Origin of the sequence: Stenotrophomonas maltophilia (genome assembly GCF_001676385.1) — a bacterium.
Taxonomy (GTDB): Bacteria; Pseudomonadota; Gammaproteobacteria; order Xanthomonadales; family Xanthomonadaceae; genus Stenotrophomonas; species Stenotrophomonas maltophilia_J.
On record NZ_LYVJ01000007.1, the window covers coordinates 37290 to 50163 of the forward strand.

The 12874-nt window shown below is 66.6% G+C and carries 9 protein-coding genes and 2 pseudogenes; 4 read left to right on the plus strand and 7 right to left on the minus strand.

Features of this window, described 5'->3' with window-relative positions:
* Positions 1-57 precede the first annotated feature (57 nt).
* Positions 58-1575, plus strand: a complete 1518-nt coding sequence (locus A9K58_RS10225; RefSeq protein WP_065199270.1) for an amidohydrolase family protein — start codon at positions 58-60, stop codon at positions 1573-1575.
* Between the two features lie 6 nt (positions 1576-1581).
* Here A9K58_RS10225 and A9K58_RS10230 read toward each other — a convergent pair whose 3' ends face one another.
* The 3 genes and pseudogenes from A9K58_RS10230 to A9K58_RS10240 form a co-directional block, all read right to left on the minus strand.
* Positions 1582-2313, minus strand: a complete 732-nt coding sequence (locus tag A9K58_RS10230) for a LytR/AlgR family response regulator transcription factor (protein WP_065199271.1) — start codon at positions 2311-2313, stop codon at positions 1582-1584.
* On the minus strand, positions 2310-3362 hold the full coding sequence (locus A9K58_RS10235; RefSeq protein ID WP_065199272.1) for a sensor histidine kinase: 1053 nt from the start codon (positions 3360-3362) through the stop codon (positions 2310-2312). Before A9K58_RS10235 ends, A9K58_RS10230 begins: the two co-directional genes overlap by 4 nt.
* 24 nt (positions 3363-3386) lie before the next feature.
* Positions 3387-4311: pseudogene (locus A9K58_RS10240) on the minus strand (alpha/beta fold hydrolase).
* 203 nt (positions 4312-4514) lie between these two features.
* Between A9K58_RS10240 and metF the strand changes: the two are divergent.
* Positions 4515-5342 (plus strand): methylenetetrahydrofolate reductase [NAD(P)H], encoded by an 828-nt coding sequence (gene metF, locus A9K58_RS10245; protein ID WP_065199273.1) that lies wholly within the window; start codon positions 4515-4517, stop codon positions 5340-5342.
* Positions 5343-5382: 40 nt separating this feature from the next.
* Positions 5383-5970 (plus strand): DUF4124 domain-containing protein, encoded by a 588-nt coding sequence (locus tag A9K58_RS10250; RefSeq protein ID WP_065199274.1) that lies wholly within the window; start codon positions 5383-5385, stop codon positions 5968-5970.
* Between the two features lie 103 nt (positions 5971-6073).
* Here the strand turns inward: A9K58_RS10250 and A9K58_RS10255 are convergent, their stop codons facing one another.
* The 3 genes and pseudogenes from A9K58_RS10255 to A9K58_RS10265 form a co-directional block, all read right to left on the minus strand.
* Positions 6074-7030, minus strand: a complete 957-nt coding sequence (locus A9K58_RS10255; RefSeq protein WP_065199275.1) for a Nudix family hydrolase — start codon at positions 7028-7030, stop codon at positions 6074-6076.
* A 101-nt stretch (positions 7031-7131) separates the two neighbouring features.
* Positions 7132-9864 carry a preprotein translocase subunit SecA gene (gene secA, locus A9K58_RS10260; protein WP_065199276.1) on the minus strand — a complete coding sequence of 911 codons (2733 nt, stop codon included), beginning with the start codon at positions 9862-9864 and terminating at the stop codon, positions 7132-7134.
* A 209-nt stretch (positions 9865-10073) separates the two neighbouring features.
* Positions 10074-11029: pseudogene (locus A9K58_RS10265) on the minus strand (M23 family metallopeptidase).
* A 12-nt stretch (positions 11030-11041) separates the two neighbouring features.
* Between A9K58_RS10265 and A9K58_RS10270 the strand changes: the two are divergent.
* On the plus strand, positions 11042-11491 hold the full coding sequence (locus tag A9K58_RS10270; RefSeq protein WP_065199277.1) for a DciA family protein: 450 nt from the start codon (positions 11042-11044) through the stop codon (positions 11489-11491).
* A 282-nt stretch (positions 11492-11773) separates the two neighbouring features.
* Here the strand turns inward: A9K58_RS10270 and lpxC are convergent, their stop codons facing one another.
* Positions 11774-12685 (minus strand): UDP-3-O-acyl-N-acetylglucosamine deacetylase, encoded by a 912-nt coding sequence (lpxC, locus tag A9K58_RS10275; protein ID WP_065199278.1) that lies wholly within the window; start codon positions 12683-12685, stop codon positions 11774-11776.
* Positions 12686-12874 lie beyond the last annotated feature (189 nt).

Sequence of the window (12874 nt, forward strand, 5' to 3'; positions counted from 1 at the left end):
CATCCGCCTCCGTCTTGCCGCACCCTGCGGGCGACCCACCGTCAGGATCGCCAGCTCATGGAAGCAGCACGCGCGTTATCCCGCTCCGCCCGTCCCCGCCGATGGCTGAAAGTGCTGGTCGCCCTCATGCTGGTGCCGCCGGTGCTGTTCAGCGCGGCCCTGCTCTGGCCGCTGTCGGCACCGCCCTTGCCCGAGCCGGGCGACAGCCGCGTGATCGTCAACGCGCGAGTGGTGGACGTCGCGCGCGGCCAGGTCAGCGAACCCACCACAGTGACGGTGCGCAACGGCACGATCACTGCCGTTGGCGAAGCCCCACGGGATACCACGTTGCCGGTGCTCGACGCAGGCGGCCGTTGGCTGCTGCCCGGTTTCTGGGACATGCACACCCATGCACTGCAGTTGTCGCCGCAGCTCCAGTTCCCGTTGATGCTGGCCAACGGAATCACCGGCACCCGCGACATGATGGATTGCCCGCAGGCCACCGATCCGCTGATCGCCTGCGTGGCCGACAAGCGCCGCTGGACCGCACAGGCCATTGCCGGGCAGCAGGTTGCGCCGCGCTTCGTGCAGATCGCCAGCTTCTATTTCGAAGATCCGTCACTCGCGCCGGAGGCCGGCGCTGCGCGTGCACGCGCGTACAGCGCGCGAGGTATCGACGCGTTGAAGGTCTACAACCGGCTGCGTGCCGACACCTACCAGCGGCTGGCCACCGAGGCGCAGCAACTGCGCCATCCGCTGGTAGGCCATCTGCCCAGGGCCGTGCCGCTGCAGGATGCCTTGCAGGCGGGCCAGCGCAGCTTCGAACACGCCCATCTCTTCGTGCGCCACTGCTCGGACAACGCGGCGGCGTGGCGCAGTGGCACGCTCGACGGCGAAGACCCAACCGTACTGGCCGAACGAACGGTCACTGGATACCAGTCCGCGGTCTGCGACGAAGCATTCGATCTGATGCAGGCCAGCGGTGCCGCGTTCGTGCCCACCCATGTCACCCGCGAAGAGGATGCGCGTGCACGCGACCCCGCCTTCGTCGACGATCCGCGCCTGGCCTATATGGATCCGCTTTCACGCTGGGCGTGGCGTGATGACTTGCAGGCCATCGTGGCGCGCCACCCCGGCCCGCGCGGCGAAACCGCACTGAAGGCCTACTTTGAGCACGGGTTGGCGCTGACCGGCGCTTCGCATCGTGCCGGCGTCACCGTGCTGGTCGGCACCGATACCGGGTTGGGCGGCTTGCGCTACCACGATGAACTGCAGTGGCTGCGGCAAGCCGGCCTGAGCCAGGCCGACGTACTGCGTGCAGCCACGCTGCAGCCTGCGCGCCATCTGCAGCTGCACGCATCACATGGCAGTGTCGAGGTCGGCAAAGCCGCCGACCTGGTGTTGCTTGATGGCAATCCGCTGCACGACATTGCCAATACCCGCCGCGTGCATGCGGTGCTGCTGGCCGGCCATCTCTATGACCGCCAGCGGCTGGATGCGTTGCTGGCCTATGCGCGCAGGCAGGCACGTTCGCCAGCAGTGATGGCGCGGCTGTTGTGGGGCTTCATCACCAGCCCGGTCAGTGCCGAACTGTAACGGCAGCTACAATGCCATCCGCTCGCGCAGCTCGCGCGCCTGCCGCCGCGACACTTCCACTTCACTGCCATCGTCCAGCGTCAAGCCGTAGCCGTCGGCAATGCTGGGTGTTACCCCGCGAATCCTGCGCAGGTTGACCAGGGTATTGCGGTTGGCACGGAAGAACAGATCCTGCGGCAGGCGAGCTTCCAGGGCGCTCAGGCTGCGGGTCAGCAAGGCGTCCTGGTCGCGGAACCACAGCCGCGTGTAGTTGCCATCCACCACCAGCCGGCGGATCTCGGACACCGCGACGAACCAGCAGCGATCGCCTTCGCGCACGAACACCTGGTCCTGTGCAGCCAGCGTGCTGCGCGGCTCCGGCGTTTCGCTCGTCACCACGCTGCGCTGGCGCGCCCGCTCCAGCGCTTCCAGCAAGCGCGGTGCCTCGACAGGCTTCACCAGATAGTCCAGCGCGTTGGCCTGGAACGCGCGCACCGCGTAGGTGTCGTAGGCAGTAACGAAGATCACCGCCGGCACCGTCTCCAGCCCGTCCAGCACATCGAAGCCACTGCCGGAGGGCATCTGCACATCCAGCAACACAAGCTCCGGCGCCAAAGTGGCGATCGCCTCGCGTGCGGCGGGCACATCGTCGGCTTCGCCCACGCACCGCACCCATGGTAGTGCCGACAACAGGGTGCGCAGCTCCTGCCGGGCCAGGCGCGCATCATCGACAATCAGTACGCGCAGGACACCATTCACTGCGGGATCTCCAGCAGCGCCTGCATGTGGTTGCCAACCGGCTGCAGCGTGAAACTGCCGCGCCTGCCCAGCTGCGTGCGCAGATAGGCCAGGCCGACGCCATGGCCATGGCCATGGCTGGGTTCATCGCCCGTGCCCAGCGGGTTGTCTACCTGCAGACGCAGCAGGTCATTGTCCAGCGTGGCCCGGATCTGCACTTCACCGCCCCCCGGGCGGCTGGCGATGCCGTGCCTGATCGCGTTTTCCACCAGCAGCTGCAGCGCCATCGCCGGCAACAGCGCCTGCAGGGCACCGGCATCGATGTGCCGGCTTACCTGCAGGCGCTGTTCGAAGTGGATCGTCTCGATGGCCAGGTAGTCCTCCACCACCGCCAGTTCCTCTGCCAGCGTGACCTGCTCGCTGCGGTTGTGCGCCAGCGCCTGGCGCAGCGTGCGCGACAGGCGGGTGACCATGTCGCGCGCACGCTCAGGATCTTCCAGGATCAGCGCGCGCAGGTTGTTCAGCGCATTGAACATGAAGTGCGGGTTGAGCCGGGCACGCAGCGCATCTCGCTCCAGCGCACTGCGCTCCGCTTCGGCGCGCAGCCTTGCCAGTTCCGCACCACGTATCCGGCGCAGGCTGTGCAGGCTTGCCCATAGTGCGGCCCACAGGGCCAGTATCACCGCCGTGGTGTACCAGTAGAGCAGCAGCGCCTTGGGGCTGAAGTCGGCCGCCTGCCGCCCCGGGCCCACCCAGTTCCAGGCCAGCGCCGAGTGCAGCGCCATGATCACCAGAACCTGCGCCACTGCCGCGCCCAATGCCACCGACAGCGCCAGCCGCAGCAACAGCCCGGCCGTACCGCGCGCCCACCAGTCGGCGCGCAGCGCCCGCGCACGGATGGCGCCGCTGCACCCGAACAGGGCCAATGCCAGGCCCAGCGTGATCAACGCGCCAGCGCTTCCGGCATCGTCGAGATAGGCCTGGCGCAGGCCGATTCCCGCAAGGCCATAAAGCGCCCATGCCAGCCCGTTGAGCAGCCAGAAGCGTAGCGATGAGGAGGAGTCCGGCATGTCCATTCCGAGGCGAATTGAAACTCAGCGGTGATGGTCGAGGAAGGCCTGCCCTGCCCCTGCAGCCAGCGCGGATCATCCCACATCAGGAAATGAAAACCCTGCGCGCTCATCGCAATCTGCACACCCTGCAGTTCCGCGTACTGGGTCCGGAAGACGGCGCGGGTGCTTTCCTCGGTCGCGCCCATCGGCTGGTAGCCGGCCCAGCTTCCCAGCACCAGCGTCGGCGCGCTGATCGAGGCGATGCTGGCGCGCAGGTCGGTGGTCATCACCGCATGCATGGCATCGGCGGTTGTCTGGCGATCGCTGGTTTCCCCCCAGCGCACCAATTCGGCCGGCGCTGCGGATCGCGGGTCATGCCCGCCAGGCCCGCCTTCAGCTGTGCCTGCCATTGCACGGCGTCGGTGGCCAGCATGCCCTTGCGCAGCTCGTCGGCCATCGGGCGTGCGCGTTCCACCGTGGCGTTCGGGTCACGCGCTGCCGGCAGGAATGGCAGTGCGTCGACCACTACCAGCGCACTGACCGCCTTCGGCTCGGCCTGCGCCATCTGCAGGCCCAGCAGGCCGCCAAGGCTGTGGCCAATCACCACCACCGGCCCCAGGTGCCCGTCATGCAGGTAGGCCAGCAGCTGCCGACGCATCGCCGGCAGGAACTCCGCCGGGCGCGGGTCTGCCGGCGCAGCGCCCGCAAAGCCCGGCAGCTGCACCAGGTGGCACTGCGCATCCTTCAATGCCAGGCAGGTTTCACGCCAGACCTCGGCGCTGCTGTTCAGGCCAGGGATCATCAGCAGCGGGCGCCCCTTGCCGACCACCTCGACCTGCACTTTGCCGGCGGTCGAGTCAGTGGCGGCATGCGCCGGGCCGGTACCGAGCACGGCCATCGCCATGCCGGTCATCGCCAGCCGGACCAGGGCCTTCATTGCGTACCAGAGTGCCAGGAAGATCTTCATCGTCAGCTCCTTCATCGGGTGGGTGTTGCCGGGACGGGAGCAGCGTGGGCCTGGACGAGGCAAGCCGGTTGCGATTTCGGAGCAGCGGCCGGTCACCCGGGTGAACGGTCGCGTGCCACGGACGGCCTGCCCTCACACGGCAATCGCACATCCATCTTGATGAAGCGATATACTCACCCGCACCCGCCGCTGCCGCCCGTGCCATGACTGCCATCAGCTTCGAGTTCTATCCACCCAAGACCGACGAGCAGCGCAGCCAGCTCGACCGCGCCGCCACCCGGCTGAAGGACTACGGCCCCGAGTACGTATCCTGTACCTTCGGCGCCGGTGGCTCGACCCTGAGCTACACCTCCGAGACCGTGCGCCATCTGAACCAGCACCATGGCTTCGAGGCTGCGCCGCACCTGTCCTGCGTCGGCGGCACCCGCCAGGAAATCCGCGAGCTGCTCAAGCTGTACCGCGCCATCGGCTGCCGCCGCCTGGTCGCGCTGCGCGGCGACCTTCCGTCGGGAATGGGCTTCCCCGGCGACATGCGCTACGCCGCGGAACTGATCGACTTCATCCGTGCCGAGCACGGCGACGCCTTCCGCATCGAGGTCGGGGCCTACCCGGAAACCCATCCGCAGGCCGCCGATGCCCTGTCCGACCTGAAGCACTTCAAGGCCAAGATCGATGCCGGTGCCGACGCGGCGATCACCCAGTATTTCTTCAACCCGGATGCCTATTTCCACTTCGTCGACGAAGTGCGCCGGCTGGGGGTGCAGGTGCCGATCACCCCGGGGATCATGCCGATCTCCAACTTCAGCCAGCTGCGCCGCTTCTCCGAGCAGTGCGGCGCCGAGATCCCGCGCTGGATCGGCCGCAAGATGCTGGCCTATGGCGATGATGCCGCGTCGGTACGTGCGTTCGGCGCTGAGGTGGTGGCCAGGCTCTGCCAACGCCTGATCGAAGGCGGTGCCCCTGGCCTGCACTTCTATACCCTGAACCTGGCGAAGCCGACCCTGTCGGTGTTGAAGCTGCTGCAGGGCTGAAAGCACACCATGCCGTCGCAATCGGCGCTACCCTGCGCCGATGAACCGGCTTTCCCACCTGCTGTTGTTGCTGCTCCTGCTGTACCTGGTCGCGGGCGTTGCCCATGCGCAATCGACGCGCCTGAACCGCTGCACGGATCCGCAGGGCCAGAGCGTGTATACCGACCGGCCCTGTGACAGCGTCGGTGCGCAATCGCGGCTGCCACCGCCCGCTGCCACCGGCAACACCTTGCCGCGCGACACACTCGGGGCGCGCTGCCCACGGCGGCTGAGTGAGCTGGTGGACGCGCTGCGCACCGGCATCGTCAGCAACGACGTGAACCGCCTGTCGTCGCTGTACCTGTGGGGCGCGGTGTCCGACGCGGGTGCACAGCGCATCCTCGGTCAATTGGAATCGCTGGTACGGCGGCCGCTGGTGGACGTGGTTCCGGTGTATCCGTCACAGGCGCTGCCGTCGTCGGAGGATGAGGGCCAGGCCCCTGCTGCGCAGGGATCCGACCCTGAGCCCTCTGTAACACGGCATCCGGTCGGCCTGCGCCTGGAGCAGACGCTGCCCGGCAGCGTGTCGCGCGCCTCGACGGTGCTGGGGCTGCGGCGGCAGTACGGATGTTTCTGGATCACCTTGTGATCGCAGGCAGGCATCCACGCCTGGCATTGATCCATTGCTTCCGGGAGGGGGCGGCGATGGGGTCAGCGCCCTGCTGCGCAGGGATCCGACCCCGCGCGCGGCCTCACTGCGGCCACAGGCCGCGGATGGCGGCGATACCCTGCCCGCCGTGGCGGCGCGCTTCGGCGATGTCACCCCGGCCCATGCCGCCCAGGGCATAGATCGGCAGCGAGACCTGGGCGCGAAGCTCGGCAAAGGCGTCCCAACCCAGCGGCGTGGCGCCCGGATGACTGGCAGTGGCCTGCACCGGCCCCAGCACGGCGAAGTCACAGCCCAGCTTTTGTGCGGCCTGCAGCTGCGGCAGATCGTGGCAGGACGCGGCCACCAGCTGGCCCTCGGGCAGCGGGCGCTGTGACAACTGCAGCAGCTGCTCGCTGCCCAGATGCACACCCACGCCCAGTGCCCGCGCCAGCTCGATGTCACGGTTGAGCAGCCACTGCACTCCACTGCGGCGGTGCGTGCGCACGGCCTGCTCGACCATCGCCTGCCGCTGCGCATGTGCCGGCGGCAGCCGCAGCTGGATGCGCTGCTGGCCCGCAGCCACCGCGCGCTGCAACTGCTCGTGCCAGTGTCCTATGCCGCTGCCTTCGTCAGCCGGCGCCGGGGTGATCAGGTAACTGTCCGGCTGGCGCAGGGCAGCCACCACCGGCAGATCTGCCGGCGGCATCGAGTAGCGGCCCAGCTTGTCCGGCGCCACCCAGGTGATGGCCTGGCCCTCGCGGCCGCGCGGGGCGCCCTTCCAGCTGCGCACGTGGCGTACTTCCAGGGTCAGGTGCTTGTCGGGGTAGCGCTGCGGTACGTCCATCAGCCACTCGCCGACATCGGCGTCGATGCCCAGCTCCTCGCGCAGCTCGCGCACCAGCGCCTGCTCGGAGGTCTCGCCGGATTCGCGCTTGCCGCCGGGGAACTCCCACAGGCCGGCCATGTCGCGGTTCCCGGTACGGCGGTTGAGCAGCACGCGGCCACGGGCGTCGGTGATGACGGCGGCCACGACGTGGATTGATCGGGTGGGAGAAGCCATGGAGGAAGAATGCCCAGATCCGGTCGACCCGCGCAATCTCGGATCCAGGCCGGACCATCCTGGCCAAAGAAAAGCCCCGCTTCCGCGGGGCTCTCCGGAGGTCAGCTCAGCTGGCCGTGGCAGTGCTTGTACTTCTTGCCACTGCCACACGGGCACGGATCATTGCGGCCGATCTTCGGCTCGTCGCGCTGCAGCTGCGCAACGCCCTGCTGGGCAGCCTGCACCTGTGCGGCCTCCTCGTCGGCGCTGTAACCGCCCGCGTCCTGGTGCTGGAACTGAGACTGGCGCAGGCGCGCTTCGGCCTGCTGGCGCTCGGCCGCTTCCAATGCCTGCACTTCCTCGTCGCTGCGGATGCGCACGCGCGACAGCAGGGTCACCACTTCGCGCTTGACGTTCTCCAGCATGTCCGAGAACAGCTCGAACGCTTCCTTCTTGTATTCCTGCTTCGGCTGCTTCTGCGCGTAACCGCGCAGGTAGATGCCCTGGCGCAGGTAATCCATGCGCGCCAGGTGCTCCTTCCAGCTCTGGTCCAGCACGGTCAACATGACGTGCTTCTCCAGCGCGCGCATGGTTTCCTCGCCGATACCGGCCTCCTTCTCGGCGAAATGCTGGTTGACGCGCTCCTGGACCTTGGCGGCAATGGCCTCGGCATCCAGCTCCTCGTGCTCCTTGACCAGGTCGGTCAGCGACATCTGCAGGCCGAAGTCGGACTCCAGGGTCGCCTCCAGGCCACGCAGGTCCCACTGCTCGTCGATCGAGTTCGGCGGCACGAAGCGGGCAACCACGTCGAAGATCACGTCGTCGCGGATGCCATCGACGTTGTCCTTCACCGATTCGGCATCCAGCAGTTCGTCGCGCTGGGCGTAGATCACCTTGCGCTGGTCGTTGTTGACGTCGTCGAAGTCCAGCAGGTTCTTGCGGATGTCGAAGTTGTGGGCCTCGACCTTGCGCTGCGCCTTTTCGATCTGGCGGCTGACCAGGCGGTCTTCGATGACGTCGTCTTCCTTCATGCCCATCATGCGCATGGCCTTCTGCACCCAGTCGGAGGCGAAGATGCGCATCAGGTTGTCTTCCAGCGACAGGTAGAAGCGGGACGAGCCCGGATCTCCCTGGCGACCCGAACGGCCACGCAGCTGGTTGTCGATACGGCGCGACTCATGGCGCTCGGTGCCGACGATGTGCAGGCCGCCGGCGGCCTTCACGGCCTCGTGGCGCTTCTGCCAGTCGGCCTTGACCGCAGCCTTCTGCTCGTCGGTCGCGTCCTCGCCCAGCGCGTGGATCTCCGCTTCCAGCGAGCCCCCCAGCACGATGTCGGTACCACGGCCGGCCATGTTGGTGGCGATGGTCACCGCACCCGGGCGGCCGGCGTTGGCGACGATGGTCGCTTCGCGGTCGTGCTGCTTGGCATTGAGCACTTCGTGCTTCACGCCGGCCTTGCGCAGGTGCTCGGACAGCATCTCCGAGGTTTCGATCGAGGTGGTACCGACCAGCACCGGCTGGCCGCGCTTGGCGCACTCTTCGATGTCGGCCAGCACCGCATTGAACTTGCCCTTGCGGTTGAGGAACACCTGGTCCGGGCTGTCCTTGCGGATGGTCGGGCGGTTGGTCGGAATCACCACCACTTCCAGGCCATAGATGCTCTGGAACTCGAACGCTTCGGTATCTGCCGTACCGGTCATGCCGGACAGCTTCCTGTACATGCGGAACAGGTTCTGGAAGGTGATGCTGGCCAGCGTCTGGTTCTCGCGCTGCACCGGCACGCCTTCCTTTGCTTCCACCGCCTGGTGCAGGCCGTCGGACCAGCGGCGACCGGCCAGGGTGCGGCCGGTGAATTCGTCGACGATGACCACTTCGCCGTCGCGCACGATGTAATCCACGTCGCGCTGGTAGATCGCGTGCGCGCGCAATGCGGCGTTGAGATGGTGGACCACGGTCAGGTTCTGCGCCGCGTACAGGCCTTCGGTCTCTGCATTGAGGATGCCGGCTTCCACCAGCAGTTGCTCAGCGTGCTCCATGCCCGCTTCGGACAGGTGCACCTGCTTGCCCTTCTCATCGACCCAGAAATCGCCTTCGCCGTCCTCGCTCTCCTGCTTGACCAGGTGCGGCACGACACGGTTGACGCGGATGTACAGCTCCGGGGAGTCGTCGGCTGGACCGGAAATGATCAGCGGGGTACGCGCTTCGTCGATCAGGATCGAGTCGACTTCGTCGACGATGGCGTAATGCAGGCCGCGCTGGTAGCGGTCGGCCTTGGACAGCGCCATGTTGTCGCGCAGGTAGTCGAAGCCGAATTCGTTGTTGGTGCCGTAAGTGATGTCTGCGGCATAGGCTTCGCGCTTGTCGCTGTGCGGCATGCCCGGGTACACCACGCCCACGCTCAGGCCCAGCCAGTTGTACAGCTTGCCCATCTGCGCAGCGTCGCGGCGGGCCAGGTAATCGTTCACGGTGACCACGTGCACGCCCTTGCCTTCCAGTGCATTGAGGTACACCGGCAGGGTCGCCACCAGGGTCTTGCCTTCACCGGTGCGCATTTCCGCGATCTTGCCCAGGTGAAGCACCATGCCGCCGATCAGCTGCACGTCGTAGTGGCGCATGCCCAGCACGCGGCGGCCTGCTTCGCGGCAGACCGCGAAGGCTTCCGGCAGCACCTTGTCCAGGGCTTCGCCGGCGGCGATGCGCTGCTTGAACTCCGGCGTCTTGGCCTGAAGCTGCTCGTCGGAAAGCTTCTCGATCTCCGGCTCCAGCGCATTGATCTTGGCGACGATGCGGTTGAGCTGGCGCAGCTGTCGTTCATTACGACTGCCAAAGACGCGGGTAAGCAGGCTGTTGATCATTGAAGGAACCGGGTTGGATGGACACGACGCCCGGCCTCCCCCTGGGGATCCGTCCGCCGCAAACGAAACAGGGCGCCTGGCGCCCTGTCGATGGCAACACCCATTGTAGCTTGGGACGGCCGGCTGAGGTTTCAACCCTTCGGCGATGGGTCGGATCGGGGTCGGATCCCATTCGCCATGGCGAACGGGCTCTGACACCCGACCAGCGTTCAGCCGCGGCTGACGCGGCCGACCGGCGTATTGCCGCCGTCGCCGAGGAACTTGCGCGGATTGACCACGTTGCCGTTTTCCCAGACCTCGAAGTGCACGTGGGCACCGGTCGAGCGGCCGGTGGAACCGGCCTTGGCCACTTCCTGGCCGGCACGGACCAGGTCGCCGGCCTTCACCACCAGGCGCGAATTGTGCGCATAGCGGGTGACATAGCCATTGCCATGATCGACGTCGACCACGTTGCCGTAACCGCCCTTCACGCCGGCGAAGCTGACCACACCGTCAGCCACCGCCATCACCGGGTCACCGACACGTGCATGGAAGTCCATGCCCTTGTGGGTAGCGGCACCGCGGCCGAACGGGTCGGCACGGGTGCCGAACCCGAAGTCACATAGCTGTTGCGGATCGGCATGCGCGACGGCACGGCGTTCTGCTGCAGCTGGTGGTCGAACATCAGCGACTCCATTACCGACAGCTGGCGGCCCGAAGCAGCGAAACGCTGCTCCAGCACCTGTAAGTCGGCGTTGACGTCCTTGACCGGAATGTCTTCGGTCGTGCCGCCGGCGTCGCCATCACCGAGGCCCGGGGTCTCGTTGAAGTCGAACTCGCCATCTTCCAGCTTGCCCATCTGGGTCAGCCGTTCGCCAAGCGCGTTCAGCCGGGTGGCCTGGGCCTGCAGTTCGCCGAGGCGCGCGGCCAGGGCGTTGACCTGGGTCTGCGCGTCGCGCCTGACCTTGGCCAGCTCCGCTTCCTGGCGCTCGACCTTGGCCTGCAGGCGCGAATCATTCAGCGCGCTGGCGCCAATGCCACCGGCAAGGCCGATAATGCAGCCTACCCCGAGCACGCTGCCCAGCAGGGCGCGGGGGCGGTCCTCGAAATAGAACCGCAAACGCGTGATCGGCGACGACCTGCCCTGCCCTTCACGCGTTTTGATTACGATCTTTTTGAATGCCATCAGTGAGTTTTCATGTCTGAGCCGAAATCCAGCGTTCGCCCCGCGTCAGTGCCGAAGCCGGCACTGGATGCGGTGATGGCGGACAAAAGCGGAAACCCGCTGCGGCGTGCCCTGTGGCTCGACGCGCTGGACCGTCAGTTGCGCCCCCAGTTGCCGCCCGCTCTGCGCAGCCGTTGCCGGCTGGCCAATGTGGACGGGGAACACCTCGTTTTTCTCGTCGAATCCCCCGTCTGGCATGCCAAGCTGCGGCTTGCCGAGGCCCAGGTGATCGACGCGGCCCGTTCCATCGGGCTGAAGGCCACCAAGGTGACCATCAAGACTGCGTCATCCACTCCCCCCCGCTCCCCAGCGGTCGACAACCGGAATGGCCCCCACGCAGTTTCAGCCGCCACGCACAAAGGGCTACGCGACGCCTTGGCTTGCCTGCAGGACGTTCCTTCGAAACCGAAAAAACGGTCCTGACGACAGCGGAGCATCCGGCTCCGCTCCCCGTCGCGCGTGTCTCCACGGCGTGAAACATTTCGGGGGCCGGGTCGCATCCTAGCGACCAACCGGGGGCCTGTCGTTAGATTGAAGTTAATATAACGTTAAATTCAGGCTTCAGATTCGTCGGATTCACAAAACCGTGACTTCGAACCGGACTTGCGGATCCTCAAGTACGCTGAATACGTTGATGGCATGCGAAACAACAACGCCGCCCTCGAAGGCGGCGCTTTTGTCTTTCAATTCAATAACCTGCACCGCTCAGGCGTAGGCAGGCGCGCCGTACTCGACCGGCGCCGGCGTGGCAGGCGAATCGAAGCTGACCCATTCCCAGGCGGTCGCATCGGCCATCAGCGCGCGCACCAGCTTGTTGTTGAGTGCGTGGCCGGACTTGAAACCCTCGTAGGCACCCAGCACCTGGCCACCGGCCAGATAGAGGTCACCGATCGCGTCGAGGATCTTGTGCCGGACGAACTCGTCGGCGTAGCGCAGGCCGTCTTCGTTGAGCACCCGGAATTCGTCAAGCACGATGGCGTTGTCCATCGAACCGCCCAGGCCCAGGTTGCGCTCGCGCATGTATTCCAGGTCGCGCATGAAACCGAAAGTGCGCGCGCGGGAGATTTCCTTGGTGTAGGCCAGCGTCGAGAACTCGATTTCCTGGCGGGACTGCTTGGCCGGAATCATCGGATGATCGAACTGGATGGTGAAGCCCAGCTTGTAGCCCTCGTACGGGGTGAAGCGGGCCACCTTGTCGCCCTCGGTGACCTCCACGGTCTTCAGCACGCGGATGAAGCGCTTGGGCGCCTCCTGTTCCACGATGCCGGCCGACTGCAGCAGGAACACGAACGGGCCGGCCGAACCGTCCATGATCGGCAGCTCGGCCGAAGACAGTTCGACGATGATGTTGTCCACGCCGAGGCCGGCCAGCGCCGACATCAGGTGTTCGACGGTCTGGATCTTGGCGTCGTTGCAGGTCAGGCCGGTGCACAGCGTCACTTCAGTGACCAGCTCGGCCTTGGCCGGCACTTCCACCACCGGGTCCAGGTCCACGCGGCGGAACACGATGCCATGATTGACCGGTGCCGGGCGCAGGGTCATGTAGACCTTGTCGCCACTGTGCAGGCCAACGCCGGTGGCGCGGATCGTGTTCTTGAGGGTGCGTTGCTGGATCATGGGGATGGACCGGAAGTGACACATCAGATTAACACGCGCCTCCCCCTACACTGGCTGAAACGCCAGTGACCGCCGCCGGCAGGGCATGCCGGCACGCGGGTGGAACGCGCGCTCAAGCGGGGCGCCGGGCCCATCCTGGCCCGGCGTCCGCGTATTCAGGACATGGTGGTGCGACCCGGAGAGGACAAG

Excerpts from the sequence above, each read along its gene's own strand:
- A9K58_RS10225 (WP_065199270.1), top strand. The coding sequence starts at position 58 with ATGGAAGCAGCACGCGCGTTATCCCGCTCCGCCCGTCCCCGCCGATGG.
- A9K58_RS10235 (WP_065199272.1), bottom strand. The coding sequence starts at position 3,362 with ATGCCGGACTCCTCCTCATCGCTACGCTTCTGGCTGCTCAACGGGCTG.
- metF (WP_065199273.1), top strand. The coding sequence starts at position 4,515 with ATGACTGCCATCAGCTTCGAGTTCTATCCACCCAAGACCGACGAGCAG.
- A9K58_RS10250 (WP_065199274.1), top strand. The coding sequence starts at position 5,383 with ATGAACCGGCTTTCCCACCTGCTGTTGTTGCTGCTCCTGCTGTACCTG.
- A9K58_RS10255 (WP_065199275.1), bottom strand. The coding sequence starts at position 7,030 with ATGGCTTCTCCCACCCGATCAATCCACGTCGTGGCCGCCGTCATCACC.
- secA (WP_065199276.1), bottom strand. The coding sequence starts at position 9,864 with ATGATCAACAGCCTGCTTACCCGCGTCTTTGGCAGTCGTAATGAACGA.
- A9K58_RS10270 (WP_065199277.1), top strand. The coding sequence starts at position 11,042 with ATGTCTGAGCCGAAATCCAGCGTTCGCCCCGCGTCAGTGCCGAAGCCG.
- lpxC (WP_065199278.1), bottom strand. The coding sequence starts at position 12,685 with ATGATCCAGCAACGCACCCTCAAGAACACGATCCGCGCCACCGGCGTT.